The organism is Streptomyces capitiformicae (assembly GCF_002214185.1).
Lineage (GTDB): Bacteria > Actinomycetota > Actinomycetes > Streptomycetales > Streptomycetaceae > Streptomyces > Streptomyces capitiformicae.
The window spans coordinates 381,900-398,922 of record NZ_CP022161.1; the positions used below are offsets into that span (position 1 = coordinate 381,900).

General features: G+C 69.4%; 14 protein-coding genes and 1 pseudogene. 8 read left to right on the forward strand and 7 right to left on the reverse strand.

The window, feature by feature from the left end; genetic code table 11:
• Nucleotides 1-92: 92 nt before the first annotated feature.
• Nucleotides 93-1,685 (reverse strand): recombinase family protein, encoded by a 1,593-nt coding sequence (locus tag CES90_RS01610; RefSeq protein WP_189781853.1) that lies wholly within the window; start codon nucleotides 1,683-1,685, stop codon nucleotides 93-95.
• Between CES90_RS01610 and CES90_RS01615 the strand changes: the two are divergent.
• The 4 genes and pseudogenes from CES90_RS01615 to CES90_RS01630 form a co-directional block, all read left to right on the forward strand.
• A pseudogene (locus CES90_RS01615) lies at nucleotides 1,626-1,811 on the forward strand (MBL fold metallo-hydrolase); the annotation flags it as partial. The gene CES90_RS01610 and the pseudogene CES90_RS01615 overlap by 60 nt on opposite strands.
• Before the next feature lie 387 nt (nucleotides 1,812-2,198).
• On the forward strand, nucleotides 2,199-3,098 hold the full coding sequence (locus CES90_RS01620; RefSeq protein WP_189781851.1) for an ABC transporter substrate-binding protein: 900 nt from the start codon (nucleotides 2,199-2,201) through the stop codon (nucleotides 3,096-3,098).
• Nucleotides 3,095-4,012: an amino acid ABC transporter permease gene (locus CES90_RS01625; RefSeq protein WP_189781850.1), complete on the forward strand. Its 918-nt coding sequence runs from the start codon at nucleotides 3,095-3,097 to the stop codon at nucleotides 4,010-4,012. Before CES90_RS01620 ends, CES90_RS01625 begins: the two co-directional genes overlap by 4 nt.
• A complete protein-coding gene (locus CES90_RS01630; protein WP_189781849.1) occupies nucleotides 4,009-4,791 on the forward strand; it encodes an amino acid ABC transporter ATP-binding protein in 783 nt (260 codons plus the stop codon). Before CES90_RS01625 ends, CES90_RS01630 begins: the two co-directional genes overlap by 4 nt.
• A gap of 25 nt (nucleotides 4,792-4,816) precedes the next feature.
• On the opposite strand, the gene aroQ is transcribed toward CES90_RS01630, so the two are convergent.
• Complete coding sequence (gene aroQ / locus CES90_RS01635; protein WP_189781848.1) at nucleotides 4,817-5,290, reverse strand: type II 3-dehydroquinate dehydratase; 474 nt, start codon at nucleotides 5,288-5,290, stop codon at nucleotides 4,817-4,819.
• A 101-nt stretch (nucleotides 5,291-5,391) separates the two neighbouring features.
• On the opposite strand from aroQ, the gene CES90_RS01640 reads away from it, so the two are divergent.
• Nucleotides 5,392-6,429, forward strand: coding sequence for a S66 family peptidase (locus CES90_RS01640; RefSeq protein WP_189781847.1), 1,038 nt, complete (start codon nucleotides 5,392-5,394; stop codon nucleotides 6,427-6,429).
• A 123-nt stretch (nucleotides 6,430-6,552) separates the two neighbouring features.
• Entirely contained in the window at nucleotides 6,553-7,830 is a 1,278-nt protein-coding gene (locus CES90_RS01645; protein WP_189781846.1) for an MFS transporter, read from the forward strand.
• Nucleotides 7,831-7,965: 135 nt separating this feature from the next.
• On the opposite strand, the gene CES90_RS01650 is transcribed toward CES90_RS01645, so the two are convergent.
• The 5 genes from CES90_RS01650 to CES90_RS01670 all read right to left on the reverse strand — a co-directional run bounded on the left by CES90_RS01650 (nucleotide 7,966) and on the right by CES90_RS01670 (nucleotide 15,154).
• Nucleotides 7,966-8,967 (reverse strand): TerC/Alx family metal homeostasis membrane protein, encoded by a 1,002-nt coding sequence (locus CES90_RS01650; RefSeq protein WP_189781845.1) that lies wholly within the window; start codon nucleotides 8,965-8,967, stop codon nucleotides 7,966-7,968.
• Between the two features lie 281 nt (nucleotides 8,968-9,248).
• On the reverse strand, nucleotides 9,249-11,312 hold the full coding sequence (locus tag CES90_RS01655) for a TerD family protein (RefSeq protein ID WP_189781844.1): 2,064 nt from the start codon (nucleotides 11,310-11,312) through the stop codon (nucleotides 9,249-9,251).
• A gap of 45 nt (nucleotides 11,313-11,357) precedes the next feature.
• Nucleotides 11,358-11,936 carry a TerD family protein gene (locus tag CES90_RS01660; protein ID WP_189781843.1) on the reverse strand — a complete coding sequence of 193 codons (579 nt, stop codon included), beginning with the start codon at nucleotides 11,934-11,936 and terminating at the stop codon, nucleotides 11,358-11,360.
• 172 nt (nucleotides 11,937-12,108) lie between these two features.
• Nucleotides 12,109-14,244: an excinuclease ABC subunit UvrB gene (gene uvrB, locus CES90_RS01665; RefSeq protein WP_189781842.1), complete on the reverse strand. Its 2,136-nt coding sequence runs from the start codon at nucleotides 14,242-14,244 to the stop codon at nucleotides 12,109-12,111.
• A gap of 40 nt (nucleotides 14,245-14,284) precedes the next feature.
• Nucleotides 14,285-15,154 (reverse strand): MHYT domain-containing protein, encoded by an 870-nt coding sequence (locus tag CES90_RS01670; protein WP_189781841.1) that lies wholly within the window; start codon nucleotides 15,152-15,154, stop codon nucleotides 14,285-14,287.
• Between the two features lie 279 nt (nucleotides 15,155-15,433).
• Here CES90_RS01670 and CES90_RS01675 point away from each other — a divergent pair, with 279 nt between their 5' ends.
• Nucleotides 15,434-16,306 (forward strand): glycerophosphodiester phosphodiesterase, encoded by an 873-nt coding sequence (locus CES90_RS01675; RefSeq protein ID WP_189781840.1) that lies wholly within the window; start codon nucleotides 15,434-15,436, stop codon nucleotides 16,304-16,306.
• A gap of 63 nt (nucleotides 16,307-16,369) precedes the next feature.
• A complete protein-coding gene (locus CES90_RS01680; RefSeq protein ID WP_189781839.1) occupies nucleotides 16,370-16,924 on the forward strand; it encodes a methylated-DNA--[protein]-cysteine S-methyltransferase in 555 nt (184 codons plus the stop codon).
• The last annotated feature ends 99 nt before the right edge of the window (nucleotides 16,925-17,023 follow it).

The window sequence follows — 17,023 nt, forward strand, 5'->3', positions numbered from 1 at the left end:
TCACCTCTCAGCGCAGACTCGTTCCGGCGGGTCCGGCCAATTCGCCAACAGGGTCCGAATGATCGTGCCGGGCCCGCACGGCATCCGCGTGCTCAGTCGCCCGTCCGCGCCCAGTGGAGCTCAATGGTGCTCTGGTCAAACCCGGGGCCGCGCCGCGCCACCGGATGCACCCTCAACCGCAGGCCCAGGCCGTCCAGGACCCGCCGCTGCTGCGGCACCTCGAGCGCTTCCCACGTCTCCGCCGACCGAGGCCCCACAAGGCCGTCGAAAGCGTCGAGGTCGAAGGCCGGCCGCAACCGGCGCGCCTCGTTCTGCGCGTCCGTGATCTGCTTCGCCAGCTTCGCCGTGATGCGCCGCAACTGCTCACGGGTAATGATCCCGTCCGCGTAGTCGTCCGCCGCCGCCTCCTGGCGCGCCTTCAACCCCTCTGCCCGTTCAAGGGCCGCCAGGGCCGCCGAGTCGTCACCGCGGAAGACCTCGGCCGCCTCGGGCCGCGACAGCACCCCCCCAACCACCCGCCCCACGTACCGGTCGAGCGCTTCCTCATTCCGGCCGACACAGCCGCTCGCGTCGCAGACGTACGTCGGCTGCTTCCTGCCCCGGGACGCGTTCCCCTTCAGCGCAACCCGGAGCACCGACCCGCACGGCCCGCACGTGGCGACCTCGCCCCACGTCAGCAGGTGCTTCCGCGCCCCCGGCAGCTCCCGCACCACGGCCCGCTCCGCGAAGAGGTTCCGCAGCTGTGCGTACTGCTCGTCCGTGATGAGCGCCGGCCATGCCGCCTTGTACTCCACGCCCTGGTGCACGCGGAGCCCCACGTTCGCCGGCCGCAGCGCGAGCTTCTTCACGCTGGTCTTGTTCCACAGCGACCCGTCCGCGTTCTGCCCGACAGCCCGCCGCTTGAGCTGCATCCCGGCACCGGGCGACGGCACACCACGCTCGTTCAGGTCAGCCGTGATGCCGAGGAGACTTCCTCCGGCCAGCAGGCGGGTGACGATCTCCCGGACAACCCCGGCCTGTACCGGGTCCTCGACGTCATGGAACCCGCTGATCTGCCCCCGGGCGTCGCACTCGTACTGACGCCGCCACCCGTAGGCCACGGCGCCGTTCGCTCGGCCCTCCTGGGCGCGTTCGAGGGCGGCCCGGGCCACCCGCTCACTCTTCACCTCGGACTCGGCGGTGTCGGACTCTCCGAGGTTCGCAAGCTGCGACCGGTCCGACGCCTTCGCCATGTTGAACAGGCCACCCGACTCGAACGCCACCCAGCACCCCGCGTGCCGCAAGTCCTCGATCGCCTGCGCGCGCTCGACACGGCGCCGCCACAGGCGAGACGGGTGGTAGCCGGCCACGATGACCCGAACGCCCGGTTCCCGGGCGGCTTCGATGGCGTCGGCCATAAGCCGGTCGTACTCGGGGCGTTCCTCACCCGAGTGCGCGCTCACATCGTTCTCGACGTACTCGCCGCCGACCTCCCAGCCGTTCTCCTCGGAGAACGTCCGCAGGTCGCTCATCTGCCGGTTGACTCCCCGTCGACGGTCGCGCGGGTCCTCGGAGATCCGCGCGTACAGGAAGACGAGGGTGCGGCGCGGGAGCGTCCTAGTGTTCAGAAGAGAGGACCCTAGGGCTTCCCGGGCGATGTGGGCAACACCCGTAAGGATCCGAAGGCGTTCGCCAGTCTGATCCACGACGTGGAGACGAAGATCTTCGACGTGCTCCCCGACGAGACGTGGGTCTACCCGGGCCACGGCAACGACACGACGCTCGGCGCGGAGCGCCCGCAGCTGCCGGAATGGCACGCGCGGGGCTGGTGAACTCCCCCGTGCCGTAGGTCAATTGGTGAGACCTGCGGGAGGGCGTACGGGAGGGCGCGCGGGCACTCCCGCACGCACCCCGTGTGAATCGAACACACGCGCCGGTGTCACGCGCGCGCTCCCGGCGTGCGCCCTGGCGTAGTCCACTGGTGGCAGGTCCGCACGGGATGACGGCTCCTGTGTGGATGGGCCGCCGGCCTCCCGATCCCCGCCCTCGGCCGGCGGCCCCGCCCGCGTTCCACCGCGAGCGCTCTCCGCACTTGCTGCCGCAAGCGTTCTCCGGGCCTCCTGCCGAGCGTTCACAAAATTGCAACACACGTTCCCAATATGCGGACAGTTGTCGACGTGACCTCGACAAACGGGATGTCGCGCTGTCAATCTCACGCCATGCCTCTTGCCCTCCGAGCCCCACGTCGTCCGCGCCGTGCCGCGTCCGCCACTACCGTCGCCCTGCTCGCCACCATCGCGGTGGGCTGCGCTCCGCAGCCGGAGGAGGCTGCTTCCGGCTCTGCCTCCGACTCCGCGTCCGGGGCGTCCTGCGCCAAGGGCCAGTTGAGCACGGAGGCCACCGGGAAGCTGACGATAGCCACCGACTCCCCGGCGTACGAGCCGTGGTTCAAGGACGACGACCCCAGGAACGGCGAGGGCTTCGAGTCGGCGGTCGCGTACGCCGTGGCCAAGGAGCTCGGCTACGACAAGGCGGACGTCGTCTGGCAGACCGTGCCCTTCAACAAGGCCTTCGCGCCGGGTGCGAAAACCTTCGACTTCGACATCAACCAGGTGTCGATCAGCGACGAGCGCAAGAAGGCCGTGGACTTCTCGTCGGGCTACTACGACGTGCGCCAGGCCCTCATCGCGCTGAAGGACTCCAAGGCCGCGAAGGCGACGAGCATCGCGGACCTCAAGGGCCTGCACCTGGGCGCCCAGGTCGGCACCACGAGCCTGAACTACATCAACGACGTGGTGCAGCCGAGCCAGGACGCCGCCGCGTACGCGAAGAACGACCAGGCCAAGTCCGCGCTCAAGAACGGCCAGATCGACGCGATCGTCGTCGACCTGCCGACCGCCTTCTACATCACCTCGGCCGAGGTGACGGACGCGAAGATCGTCGGGCAGTTCGAGAACCAGGGCGGTACGCCGGAGCAGTTCGGTCTCGTCCTCGACAAGGGCAGCGCCCTGACGTCCTGTGTGACGGCCGCCGTGGACGCCCTGCGCGAGGACGGCACGCTGGCGAAGATCGAGCAGGAGTGGCTCTCCGACGCCGTCGACGCCCCGGTACTCAAGTGACGGTCGTGAAGGAGCAGTCGGGCCCGGAGGGCGCCGACGACAGCGGAGACGCGCCCCGCGCGGACGACGGATACGTCCCCTCCCAGCGGCGCCTCGGCCGGGAGCGCTACAAGCGCGCCCGGGCCCGCCGTGCCACCGCCATCGCCGCCCTGTCGACCCTGGTCACAGCTGTCGTCCTCTATCTCGTCGTCGTCAACGCGCCCGGCTGGCCGCGCACCAAGGAGACGTTCTTCAGCGCGGAGTACGCGCGCGAGGCGTTCCCCAAGGTCCTCGAAGGGCTCTGGCTCAACGTCCGGCTGCTGCTGGTGTGCGGCGTCGCCGTGCTCGTCCTCGGCATGCTGATCGCCGTCGCGCGGACCCTGCGCGGCCCCGTCTTCTTCCCGCTGCGGGCGCTGGCCGCCGCGTACACGGACTTCTTCCGCGGGCTGCCACTGATCATCAACCTGATGATCGTGGTCCTGGGCGTCCCGGCGCTCAGGCTCCAGGGGGTGACCGTCGACCCGGTGCTGCTCGGCGGCACCGCGCTGACGCTGACGTACTCCGCGTACGTCGCCGAGGTGTTCCGCGCCGGCATCGAGTCCGTGCACCCCTCGCAGCGCGCCGCGGCACGCTCGCTGGGCCTCAACAACCGGCAGGCGCTGCGGCACGTCGTGCTCCCCCAGGCGGTCCGCCGTCAGGTGCCGCCGCTCCTCAACGACCTGGTGTCACTGCAGAAGGACACCGGTCTGGTCTCGATCGGCGGCGCGATCGACGCCGTACGCGCGGCGGACATCATCGTGGGCCGCAGCCTCAACTACACGCCGTACATCGTCGCGGGCCTGGTCTTCGTCGCCCTGACCATCCCGATGACCCGTCTCACCGACTGGGTCACGGCCCGGATGGACCGGCAGCGGGCCCAAGGAGGGACGCTATGAGCGACGCCGTGCCCGAGGCACCCGAGGTGTCCACCGCCCCCGTACTGCGGATGGAGTCCGTCCGCAAGACCTTCGGCGGGTCGGTCGTCCTGCGGGGCGTCGATCTGGAGGTCGCCCCGCACACCGTGACGGCGTTGATCGGAGCTTCCGGGTCCGGCAAGTCGACGCTGCTGCGCTGCGCGAACCTCCTGGAGGACATCGACGACGGGGCGATATGGCTGGACGGCGAGGAGATCACCGATCCGCGCGTCGACCAGGACGCGGTCCGGCGCCGTATCGGCGTGGTCTTCCAGTCGTACAACCTCTTCCCGCACATGACCGTTCTGGACAACATCACCCTCGCCCCTCGCCGGGTGCACGGGGTGGGACGCGCGGAGGCGGAGGAGCGGGCGCGCGAGCTGCTCGACCGGCTCGGGCTCGGCGTGAAGGCGGGCGCGTACCCGGACCGGCTGAGCGGCGGTCAGCAGCAACGCGTCGCGATCGTCCGCGCGTTGGCCGTACGGCCCCGGCTGCTGCTCCTCGACGAGATCACCGCCGCGCTGGATCCGGAACTCGTGGGCGAGGTCCTCACCGTCGTCCGGGATCTGAAGGACGAGGGCATGACCATGGTCCTCGCCACGCACGAGATGGGCTTCGCGCGTGACGTCGCCGACCAGGTCTGTTTTCTGGACGGTGGGGTGGTGCTGGAGCGCGGAACCGCCGAGGAGATCTTCGGCGATCCGCAGCAGGAGCGCACACGACGCTTCCTGCGACGGATCGTGGAGGCGGGCCGCCTGTAAGGAGCGCTCACCCGGACAACGGGACTTACGCCTCCGCCTTCCCCGTCCCCGCCAGGGCCGCGACCCGCTCCACACCGAACACATAACCCTGCACCCCGCACCCGGCGATGACGCCGTCGGCGCGCAGCGAGACGTAGGAGTGGTGCCGGAAGGTCTCGCGCTTGTGGATGTTGGAGATGTGGACCTCCAGCACGGGCAGGCCGTCGCAGGTGTTGAGGGCGTCCAGGATCGCGACGGAGGTGTGCGAGTAGGCACCGGGGTTGATGACGATCCCGCAGTGGTTGAGGCGTGCCTCGTGGATCCAGTCGACCAGTTCGCCCTCGTGGTTGGACTGCCGGAAGTCCACCGTGCCGCCGTGCGCGGCCGCCGCCTTGGCGCACATGGCCTCGATGTCGGCGAGCGTGTCGGAGCCGTAGATCTCGGGCTGCCGCTGGCCCAGGAGGTTCAGGTTGGGCCCGTTGAGGATCATGATCGGGGCGTTGGCGAGGGTGCGGGGCACGGTTCCTCCGGTCCGTTCGGGGTGGGCGGCCCGTCAGGACCGCTGCTCGCACCCGGTTTATCACGGTGAAACGGCAGTGCGAGAGGCCGTAGTCTCCCCGCATGGCCACGCCCTCGTACCCTCCGAAGCCCTCGCCCGGCGACCGCGTGGCCGTCATCTCGCCCTCGGCCGGTCTGCCCGAGTTGTTCCCGCGGCCCTATGAACTGGGCCTGGAGCGGCTGCGTGAGGAGTACGGCCTCGAACCGGTCGAGTACCCGACGACGAGGAAGATGGGCACGACGCCCCAGGAGCGGGCCGACGACATCCACGCGGCCTTCGCCGACCCGGACGTCAAGGCCGTGTTCTCCACGATCGGCGGCGACGACCAGATCACCGTACTGCCGCTGCTCGACCGGGAGTTGCTGCGGGCCAACCCCAAGCCGTTCTTCGGGATGAGCGACAACAGCAACCTGCTGGCGTTCCTGTACGGCGTCGGCTACCACGGCGGAATGGTGATGACCACGCTCGGCAGGCCCGGGGCCATGAACCCCGTGTCCGCCGATTCCCTGCGCGCGGCGCTGTTCACCTCGGGGCCGTACGAGTTGCGGCCCGCCGAGCGCTTCAACGACATCGAGCGTGACTGGGCCGCCCGGGCGACCTTCGACGCGGAGCCGGAGTCCCGGCCCGGCACCGGATGGACCTGGGTGAACGCCGACCGCGTGGTGGAGGGCCGCGGTTGGGGCGGTTGTCTGGAGATCTTGGGCTGGCTGCTGATGGCCGACCGCGAGATGCCGCGTGACGTGTCCGTTTTCGACGGAGGGGTGCTCTTCCTGGAGACCTCGGAGGAACTGCCGCGCGCCGAGGAGGTCTTCCGCACCCTGCGGAACATGGGTGAGCGCGGGCTGCTCCAGCGCTTCTCCGCCCTGCTGATGGGCCGCGCCAAGACGTGGTCCTTCGAGCAGCGCAACACGCCCGAGCAAGCGGCGCGTTACGCGGAGGAGCAGCGCGAGGCAGTACTGCGCGCCATGCGGGCGTACGCCCCCGACACCACGATCGTCTTCGATGTGGATCTCGGCCACACCGATCCCCAAGTCGTCATCCCCTACGGCGGTGTGATCCGTGTGGACGGTCCCGCCCGGCGCATCACAGTGACCTACTGAGCCGCACGGATGCCTCCTGAGACACATTGGCGTCGAACGCGCCTCCGCACGCCCCCGTAACTCTTGGTCACCGTGGGTAGTTGAAGCGGCATGCAACCTGCACGCACCGTAAAACCGCCCTCCATGCCACGACTCGCGGCCGCCTCGCTCGCCGGGACGGCCATCGAGTTCTACGACTTCTTCGTCTACGGGACGGCGGCGGCCCTCGTCCTGGGGCCGCTGTTCTTCCCGACGTTCTCGCCCCTGGCGGGAACCCTCGCGGCGTTCGCGACCTTCGGGGTCGGGTTCGTGGCAAGACCGTTGGGATCGGTGCTGTTCGGGCACATCGGGGACCGGCACGGGCGGCGGCCGGTCCTCGTCGCCTCACTGCTGCTGACCGGCGGCGCGACCGTGGCCGTGGGCTGCGTCCCCACATTCGACTCGATCGGCGTGACCGCTCCCTTCCTCCTCCTCGGCTTGCGTTTCCTGCAGGGGCTCGGACTCGGCGGGGAGTGGGGCGGCGCGGTGCTGCTGACGGCTGAGCACGCGCCGGCCGAGCGACGCGGCTTGTGGTCGAGCTTCCCGCAGGTCGGGCCCGCGGTGGGGTTCCTGTTGGCCAATGGCGTGATGCTGACGCTGTCGGCGAGCCTGACGGAGGCGCAGTTCGTCACGTGGGGGTGGCGGGTGCCGTTCTGGGCGGCGGGGGTGCTGGCGGTGGCGGGGCTGTGGCTGCGTTCGTCACTCATGGAGAGCCCGCAGTTCCTTGAGATCGACGACCACGCGCGCGTGCCGCTCGCCGAGGTGGTGCGCGGCCACTGGCGACTCGTCCTGCTGACCGCCGGGGCGCTCTCGATCGGGTACGCGGTGTTCTACACGGTGACGACCTGGTCCCTCTCGTACGCGACCGAGCGGCTGGGGGTGAGCCGTACCGTCATGCTGACCTGCATCATGGGCGCCGTGGTGGTGAAGGGCGCTCTCACACCGCTGGCGGCGGTGGCCGGCGACCGCTACGGGCGGCGCCCGATGTGCCTGGTGGGCTGTACCGCCACTGTGCTGTGGATGTTTCCCATGGTCGCGTTGCTGTCGACCGGTGAGCCTCTGCTGATGTTCCTCGGCTTCCTGGTGGCGATGCTCGCTTTCGTCACGATGTTCGCCGTCATCGCCGCGTACCTTCCGGAGCTGTACGAGCCCCGTGTGCGCTGCACGGGCGCCGCGGTGGGCTACAACCTCGGTGGGGTGCTCGGCGGTGCCCTCACCCCGATCGTGGCCACCGCCGTGGCGCAGGGCGGCCGGGTGCCCTGGGGCGTGGGCGCCTACCTGACCGGGATCGCGCTGCTGAGCCTGGGCTGCTTCGCGCTGCTGCCGGAGACACGGCCGGTACCGGCGGCGACGGCCGGCGCGGCGGAGGCCACCGCGGGGTGAGCAGAAGGCCGGTTCGTGGTACGCCAACGGGCGCTGCGGATGCACAGCGCCCCGCACTCCGGTCGACGCGGTGGTCTGCGTCGCCGGTGTGCGGGGCGGCACCATCCAGTGTTCGCTGTGCGGTGTCGTCCGCCGTCAGGCCTCGATGCTGTCCTTCTCGGCGCCTTCGGCCTTCGCTTGCCCGGCCTCGGCCTGCGCCTGCTTCTTGGAGGCCATCAGGCTGGTGATCGTGGTGACGATCAGGACGGCGCAGATCACGCCGAGCGAGACCGGGATGGAGATCTCCGGCACGTGGACACCGGACTCGTGCAGCGCGTGCAGCACGAGCTTCACGCCGATGAAGCCGAGGATGACCGACAGGCCGTAGGACAGGTGGACCAGCTTCTTCAGCAGGCCGCCGATCAGGAAGTACAACTGCCTGAGGCCCATCAGCGCGAACGCGTTGGCCGTGAACACGATGTACGGGTCCTGGGTCAGGCCGAAGATCGCCGGGATCGAGTCCAGCGCGAAGAGGACGTCGGTGGTACCGATGGCGAGCATGACGACCAGCATCGGCGTCATGACGCGCTTGCCGTTCTGCTCGATCCACAGCTTGGTGCCGTGGTAGCGGTCGGCGACACCGAAGCGCTTCTCGGCGGCCTTGAGGAGCTTGTTCTCCTCCCAGTCCTCCTCCGCCTCCTCGGCCCTGGCCTCCTGGATCAGCTTCCAGGCGGTGTAGATGAGGAACGCGCCGAAGATGTAGAAGACCCAGGCGAAGCTGGCGAGGATCGCCGCGCCCGCGGCGATGAATATCGCGCGGAGCACCAGGGCTATCAGCACACCGACGAGCAGCACCCTTTGCTGATACTGCGAGGGCACCGAGAACTTCGCCATGATCAGGACGAAGACGAAGAGGTTGTCGACGCTCAGGGACTTCTCGGTGATGAAGCCCGCGAAGAACTCTCCGGCCGGCTGGCCACCGGCGAAAGCGAGCAGCCCGAGTCCGAAGAGGGCGGCCAGAACAATCCAGACGACCGTCCAGATTCCGGCTTCCTTGATGGACACGTCATGGGGCTTGCGGCCGATGAAGAAGTCGACCGCGATGAGGGCGGCAAGGCCCAGAACAGTCGTGACCCACAGGGTCGTGGAAACATCCACTGCGCCTCCGGCAGTACGTAACGGCAAATGTCAGCGTCGTCGCTACCGGAGGTCTCTTCCACCCGGTCCTCCAGGACGTTCCACAACGTCTGGTGCCGCCGGGCCGACGCCCCGGGATCTGTCCTGATCCGTATTGACGGGTACGCCGCAGCAAGCAGGGAGTACTCCCCTCCGCTCAAAAAAGCATACCCATTCACCAAGAAAAGGTAAAGGGCGAGGCAAAGAAAGTATCAAAACAGCTGGTCAGACAGCTTTACGAGGTCTTGGGGAGGGGTGAGCGGTCACCGGTTCCAGGAGCGGCGGGCGTCCGCGACCTGGGTCAGTACCTGCTGGAGGACGCGGCTGCCGGGCGGGACACGCGAGGGCTCGTACGTCCACGCGTGCCCGACCCAGGGGTCGGCCAGGTGGTTGTCGGGGGTGGGCGTGAGTCGCAGCAGCAAACGCCACAGCGGGTCGAGCAACGGCCCGTAGGCGGCGGCGTCCTGCCGGTCGGCGACCATCATCAGGTGGACACCGACGGCCGGGCCCTCGTCCGCGAGGTAGCGCAGCTGGGTCACGGCACGGTCGTCGAACCCGTGCGGGAAGTCATTGACGATCAGCAGCTGCTCGGCTGTGTCGAAGCCAGGGGGGAGGGAGTCTGCGGCGCCACCGCGCACCGCCATCTGGACGAGGTCGACCCGCTGAGTGAGCCGTCCCAGGACGTCCGAGACTCCCGCTGCTCCGGCGGCGGGCGGTCCGGCGAGGACACCGGCCTGGACGAGCGGCGCGAGCGCGGAGGCGCCGGCCCCGGCCGGATCGATGACGTGCACCCCGAAGTCGCCCGGCGGGTAGACCGCGAGCAGCCGCGCGGCGATGGCCACCGCGGTGTCCAGCGCGACGCCGCGCAGTTCGTCGGAGTCGGCAGCCAAGTCGTGGGAGCCGGAAGGGCCGCTGTCGATCCACAGGCCGCGCTCCAGCGGCAGCCGGACCAGCATCGGGATGCGTACGTCCTCGCTCTCGGGCAGATGAAGGTCGCCCAGGCGCAGGGCCATCGGTATCTCCATCGGCACCCGGTAGCCGTGCCACACCGGGTTGTCCCAGCTCGCGTATGCCGTGGGCAGCGCGGGTTCGACGACGTCGGCCTCGGCCCGGAGCTGGGCGAGGTCCCGGTCGAGGGCGGCCCTGGCCTGGTCGACGAGTTCGGCGTGCTTGGCGCGGGCGGCCTCGCGCGCGGCGTCGCCCTGCCCGCCTATGCGGCTGCGCGGGTCGGAAAGGACCTTGTCCAGCTCCTGTTCCATGCGCGACTCGGCGAAGTCGACGGCGCTGCGGTACGCGGCCGTGGTGCGGGCCAGGTCCTCGAACATGCCCCACACCTGGTTGTAGAGCCGCTCGTCCATGGACCAGCCGGTCGCGTCCCCGGCGACGGGCTGGGCGGGCTGCCCGGGCTGAGCGGGGTGCGCGGTCGGCGGGGGCGGTGGTGGCGCTGTGGTCTGTCGCCCGGGGTGGGTGTAGTTGACGGGGCCGCCGGCCGTGGGCGAGGCGGGCGGTGTGCCGGTGGGCGGGTCCGCCGGTGTCGGGCCGCCGTGCTGGTCGGACAAGTGGTCGGGCCGTGCGGCGTCCCTCGCCCCGGAAGCCCCGTACCCGGACGTGCCGTACGGCGATGTGGTCTGGGGCCCCTGCGCCGACGAGGCGTTCCCGGAGACGCCCTGCGGGGTCGTGCCATGGGTCTGGTCGGAGCCCGGCGTCGGGGATGCGGTCTGCCGGGGTCGGCCCGCGTCCGGCAGGCGGGGTGGAGGTGCGGCCACCGAGCGGGCGAGGCCCTGGGCCACCGCCTCATGGATGCTGCCCGCCAACTGCCGGGCCTCGGGCAGGCCCTGGTCGGTGAGCAGCTCCGCGAGACCGCCCGCGTACCCCTGGCCGACCGCGCGAACCTTCCAGGCGCCCTGCCTGCGGTACAGCTCCAGAGCGACGACGGCCGACTCGGCGTCCAGACCGGTGATCGTGTAGCTGGCGACCTCGGTGCCGTCGAGGCCGGTGACCGCGACGAAGGGGGTGGCGACGGCACCGAAGCGCACCGGGCCACCGGTCCCGGGCGGCAGCGCGAGCAGCACGGTCACCCGGTGCACGGACGGAGACAGGGCCTCCAGGTCCACGGCGAGGCGGTGGTCGGCCGCCGCCTGCTTGGAGACCTCGAGGCCCGGCAGGGTGGGCGCGCCCGGATGGGCCACCCACTCCACTCCGTGCACCCGGCCGTCCTCGTCGCCGAGGGTTGCCCCGGCCACGACCGGCGTACCGGCCGAGACGCGGATCTCCAGTCGGACCTCGGGCAGCGGATGGTTCTGCCCCCGGACCAGCTCGGCCGTCATCGACTTCGTCCCCCTGTGTCGCTCGGTGCGTGGTGCCTCGGCTGCCTACAGGACCGGCAGGATCGCGGGCATCAGGTCCTGGAAGGTTCGGCCGTTGGCCGGTGTGCCGATGGCGGTCATGGTCCAGTTCCCGCCGGAACGGTGGACCTTCGCCATGATCTGGGCCGTGTAGTTGCCGCCGCCCGCGAGGGTGTAGCGGGCGAGTTCCTGGCCGTTCGTCTCGTCGACCAGGCGGCAGAAGGCGTTCTGCACTTCCTGGAAGGTCTGGCCCGTGAAGGAGTTCACGGTGAAGATGATCTGGTCGATGTGGACCGGGACGCGCGCCAGGTCGACGAGGATCGCCTCGTCGTCGCCGCCCTGACCGACACCGCCGACCAGGTTGTCGCCGGTGTGGCGGACCGAGCCGTCGTCGCTCACCAGGTGACGGAAGAAGACGACGTCGACGGGCTGCTTGTCGGCGAACAGGACGGCGGAGGCGTCGAGGTCGATCTCCCGGGTGCGGGACCCGAACAGGCCGCGCCTGGGGGCAGCCTGCCAGCCGAGACCCATGCGCACCGCGGTCAGACTGCCTCCGTCGTTCTTCTGCAGACTGATGGCCTGACCCTTGGTCATGTTGACGGTCACGCGCTGATTCCCCTCTCGAACTGTCCCCTGTTGCCGCGGAGTCCGCGGATGTGCAGCACCTTACGCAGCGGCACTGACAATGCCGCAGCCCGTGTCGCACTTTGTGTCGGTCTTGCAACACAGCGCGCCCGCGCCGGAGGCCGGTCCGCTCCCTCGGTACCCTCGCCGACCGTCAGGCGAGGCCCGCCTCCTTCATCTGCCGCAGTTCCTTCTTCATCTCGGAGACCTCGTCGCGCAGCCGGGCGGCGATCTCGAACTGCAGGTCGGCGGCGGCCGCGCGCATCCGCTCGGTCATCTCCTCGATCTGCTCGGCGAGGTCGGCCGCGGGACGGTCGGTCGGGACGGTCTCCTTGGACTTGCCCTTGCCCTTGGCGGACTTGGCCGCCTTGCTCCCGAGGGAGGGAACGGGGGCCTTGGCACCCTTGCCGTCCTTGCCCTTGCGGTAGCCCGTGCCGAGCAGCTGCTCGGTGTCGACGTCCTCGCGGGCGATCTGCGCGACGATGTCGTTGATCTTCTTGCGGAGCGGCTGGGGGTCGATGCCGTTGGCCTTGTTGTACGCGACCTGCTTCTCCCGGCGGCGGTTGGTCTCGTCGATGGCCTTCTCCATCGCCGGGGTGATCTTGTCGGCGTACATGTGGACCTGGCCGGAGACGTTGCGCGCCGCGCGGCCGATGGTCTGGATCAGTGAGGTCCCGGAGCGCAGGAAGCCCTCCTTGTCGGCGTCCAGGATCGCCACGAGGGAGACCTCGGGGAGGTCGAGGCCCTCGCGGAGGAGGTTGATGCCGACCAGGACGTCGTAGTCGCCGGCGCGCAGCTCGCGCAGCAGCTCGACGCGGCGCAGGGTGTCGACGTCGCTGTGGAGGTAGCGGACCTGGATGCCCAGTTCCAGGAAGTAGTCGGTGAGGTCCTCGGCCATCTTCTTGGTGAGCGTGGTGACCAGGACACGCTCGTCCTTCTCGGTGCGCTTGCGGATCTCGTGCACCAGATCGTCGATCTGGCCCTCGGTGGGCTTGACGACGACCTCGGGGTCGACCAGGCCGGTGGGGCGGATGATCTGTTCGACCTGACCGTCGGAGCGGGACAGCTCGTACTGCCCCGGGGTGGCCGAGAGGTAGACCGTCTGGCCGATGCGCTCCTGGAACTCCTCCCACTTCAGCGGCCGGTTGTCCAGGGCGGACGGCAGTCGGAAGCCGTGGTCGACGAGGGTGCGCTTGCGGGAGGCGTCGCCCTCGTACATGGCACCGATCTGGGGCACGGTGACATGGGACTCGTCGATGACGAGGAGGAAGTCGTCCGGGAAGTAGTCGAGGAGCGTGTTCGGCGGGGAGCCGGGCTCGCGGCCGTCGAAGTGCATCGAGTAGTTCTCCACGCCGGAGCAGGAGCCGATCTGGCGGAGCATCTCGATGTCGTATGTGGTGCGCATCCGCAGGCGCTGGGCCTCCAGGAGCTTGCCCTGCTTCTCCAGCTCCGCCAGGCGCTCCCCGAGCTCCTTCTCGATGTCGTTGACGGCCCGCTCCATGCGCTCGGGGCCGGCGACGTAGTGGGAGGCCGGGAAGACGTACAGCTGCTGGTCGTCGCTGATGATCTCGCCGGTGAGCGGGTGGAGCGTGGACAGGGCCTCGATCTCGTCGCCGAACATCTCGATGCGGACGGCGAGTTCCTCGTAGACCGGGAAGATCTCGATGGTGTCGCCGCGCACCCGGAAGGTTCCGCGCGTGAACGCCAGGTCGTTGCGCGTGTACTGGATGTCCACGAAGCGGCGCAGCAGCTCGTCCCGGTCGATCTCCTCGCCGACCTTGAGGGGGACCATGCGGTCCACGTACTCCTGTGGCGTGCCGAGGCCGTAGATACAGGAGACGGAGGCGACCACGACGACGTCGCGGCGGGTGAGCAGCGAGTTGGTCGCGGAGTGGCGCAGGCGCTCGACCTCCTCGTTGATCGAGGAGTCCTTCTCGATGTAGGTGTCCGACTGCGGGACGTAGGCTTCTGGCTGGTAGTAGTCGTAGTACGAGACGAAGTACTCGACCGCGTTGTTCGGCAGGAGCTCGCGGAACTCGTTGGCCAGCTGGGCGGCCAGCGTCTTGTTCGGCGCCATCACCAGGGTGGGGCGCTGGAGCTTCTCGATCATCCACGCGGTGGTGGCGGACTTGCCGGTGCCGGTCGCGCCGAGCAGGACGACGTCCTTCTCACCTGCTCCTATGCGCTGGGCGAGCTCGGCGATGGCCGTGGGCTGGTCGCCACTCGGCTGGTAGGGGCTGACGACCTCGAAGGGCGCCACCGTGCGTTCGATCTGGGAAACGGGCCGCATGGAATCCACCGTACGACCCCGCACTGACAACGGGCTCCGATCAGCGGTTCTGCGGGGTGCGGAAGCGCCGTTCGCCGTGTTCGTGACCGGCCCGGGAATCCAGGTGGCGGCAGTCGTGGGCGGCGGCCTGGGCGGGGATGCCGGGGCGGCGCTCGACGGGGTTCGCGTGGAACCTGCCCATGATCATGAACGGGTCGAACATCACCACGACGCCCGCGAGGAGCAGGAAGACCAGGGGGCCGATCATCAGCGGGGCGAGCAGCTCGGCGGACGAGGAGTCCCCGGCCGGGACGACGCTCGCGGCACTGTGCAGATGGACTTTGAGGGCGGCCATGCCCGTGTAGTGCATGCCGCTGACCGCGACCCCCATGACGAGGCTCGCGCCCACGCTCCACAGGAACCCGCAGACCTGTCCGGCGGCCCACAGCGCGGCGATCGCGGCCACCACGGCGATGACGACCGACGCGGCCACGGTGACGGTGTTGTACTCCAGCTTGCCGTTGAGGCGCATTCCCGCCATACCGAGGTAGTGCATGGAGGCGATGCCCAGGCCAGTGATCGTGCCGCCCGTGAACAGCGCGGCCCCGGTCGCCCCCTTGGAGCCGACCATGAAGATCCCGATGCCGACCATGACGATCGCCACGGCGAGACTCGCGAATGTGGTGAGCGCGTCGTAGTGGATCGGGGTCTCGAGGACCTTGAACCCCATCATCGCGACGAAGTGCATCGTCCAGATGCCGGACCCGATGGCCGCCGAGCCCAGCGCGAGCCAGCCGAGGCGCCAGCGGCCGTCGGCCAGCATCGATCTCGTCGTACAGCGCAGGCCGAGCGCACCGCCGAGGCAGGCCATGAGATAGGCCACCACCGGTGTGACGAGTCCGTAGCTGAAGCCGTCGACCGTGCCCTGCATTCGCGGCTGCCTTTCCCGCCCTGTCGCGTCCCTGGATTTACTGCCATGCCCCCGCCCCCGGGACCGCCACAACGGTCAGGGTTGTCGCAGAGAGTATGACCCCCACCGGAATGGTCGAACGATTTCCGGCAAAGAAACACGGCCTTGCCCCACTTGTGGGGTGCCCGTGAGCGGACTTGGGCAACTCCATTCAATTCATGGCCATCCTGCACCCTCCTTCCGTTGACCCTCTGCTGTCACGCTGGAGCTGACCGTGACCGATCGACGCGAGGAGTACGCATGCACGTGCGCGCAGTTGCCGCCTCGACCACCGCGTTCATGGGGGCCGCAGTCCTCCTGCTCCCCACTTCCGCCGCCCAGGCGGCCCCCGACGCCGACAATCCGCTGGTCGTCGCGCACCGCGGAGCATCCGCCTACGCGCCCGAGAACACTTTGGCCGCCGTCGACAAGGCCGACGACATGGGCTTCGCCTGGGTCGAGAACGACGTCCAGCGCACCAAGGACGGCAGGCTCGTCGTCCTTCACGACGCCACGCTGGCACGGACCACGAATGTCGAAGAGATCTATCCGGGGCGTGCGCCCTGGAACGTGCGGGACTTCACAGCCGCGGAGATCGCCCGGCTGGACGCGGGCAGCTGGTTCAGCAGCCGATACGCGGGCGCGCGCGTGCCGACACTGCAGCAGTACATGAGGCGTGTGTCACGCAACCACCAAAAGCTCGTCCTGGAGATCAAGAACCCCCAGCTCTACCCCGGCATCGAGCGGCAGACCCTGAAGGTGCTCAGCAACGAGGGCTGGCTCAGCCCGTGGCACCTCAGGAAACGGCTGGTGATCCAGAGTTTCAGCGCGGACACGGTACGGAAGGTGCACCAGCTGCGCCCCGCTGTGAAGACCGGCTTCCTCGGCGCCCCGGCCATCGCCGACCTGCCTGAGTACGCGACCTTCGCCGACCAGATCAACTCCTCCTACACGACCATCTCCCAGGCGTACGTCTCCACGATCCACGCGTTCGAGGGACCGCACGGAAAGCCCTTGGAGATCCTCACCTGGACCGTGAACGACGCGGCCAACGCCCGCCGGGTGGCGCGTTACGGAGTGGACGGCATCATCACGAACAAGCCGGACGTGATCAAGAGGGCCACTCAGGGCTGAGGAGGACCCAGGGCCGAGGCGCGCGCCACGGGTGTGTCAGTGGTGGGTCGTACGGTGGGTCGCATGAACAGCCATGGGCAGTACGAGCAGCAGGTCGTGTGGGCCGTCGTCGGTACGGACATCGGTCCGTTGCTGCTGGCCGCGACGGACGACGGCCTGGTGAACGTCGTGTTCCATGCCACGGACGCGGTGCGCGACAAGGCGCTCGACCGGCTCGCGTCCCGCCTCGGCACCGCGCCCGTCGAGTCCCCCGGCTCCCCTCAGCTGGCCGAGGCGATACGCCAGGTCGAGGCGTACTTCGCGGGCGAGCGGCACGACTTCGAGCTGCCGCTGGACTGGTCGCTGATCTCGGGATTCAACCGCCAGGTGCTGCGCGAGCTGTCGTCCGGTGTCCCGTACGGCTCGGTCGTGGGTTACGGCGATCTGGCCCGGCGTGTGGGGCAGCCGGGCGCCGCACAGGCGGTGGGCATGGCCATGGGGTCGAATCCGCTGCCGGTGGTGGTGCCGTGCCATCGGGTCGTCGAGAGCGACGGTGGCATCGGAGGGTTCGGCGGCGGTCTGGAGACCAAGCGGAAGCTGCTGGCACTGGAAGGGGTGCTTCCGGAGCCCTTGTTCTGAGGCACTCGGCCGTGGTGACCCGTGTTGGTGTCCCGCACCACAGCTTGCAGGGGTTTGGCCGGGCGTGCCGTCCGCCAGAGATGAGGGAGAACGACAGAC

Excerpts from the sequence above, each read along its gene's own strand:
- CES90_RS01620 (WP_189781851.1), top strand. The coding sequence starts at position 2,199 with ATGCCTCTTGCCCTCCGAGCCCCACGTCGTCCGCGCCGTGCCGCGTCC.
- CES90_RS01670 (WP_189781841.1), bottom strand. The coding sequence starts at position 15,154 with ATGCAGGGCACGGTCGACGGCTTCAGCTACGGACTCGTCACACCGGTG.
- uvrB (WP_189781842.1), bottom strand. The coding sequence starts at position 14,244 with ATGCGGCCCGTTTCCCAGATCGAACGCACGGTGGCGCCCTTCGAGGTC.
- CES90_RS01630 (WP_189781849.1), top strand. The coding sequence starts at position 4,009 with ATGAGCGACGCCGTGCCCGAGGCACCCGAGGTGTCCACCGCCCCCGTA.
- CES90_RS01640 (WP_189781847.1), top strand. The coding sequence starts at position 5,392 with ATGGCCACGCCCTCGTACCCTCCGAAGCCCTCGCCCGGCGACCGCGTG.
- CES90_RS01645 (WP_189781846.1), top strand. The coding sequence starts at position 6,553 with ATGCCACGACTCGCGGCCGCCTCGCTCGCCGGGACGGCCATCGAGTTC.
- CES90_RS01675 (WP_189781840.1), top strand. The coding sequence starts at position 15,434 with ATGCACGTGCGCGCAGTTGCCGCCTCGACCACCGCGTTCATGGGGGCC.
- CES90_RS01680 (WP_189781839.1), top strand. The coding sequence starts at position 16,370 with ATGAACAGCCATGGGCAGTACGAGCAGCAGGTCGTGTGGGCCGTCGTC.
- CES90_RS01655 (WP_189781844.1), bottom strand. The coding sequence starts at position 11,312 with ATGACGGCCGAGCTGGTCCGGGGGCAGAACCATCCGCTGCCCGAGGTC.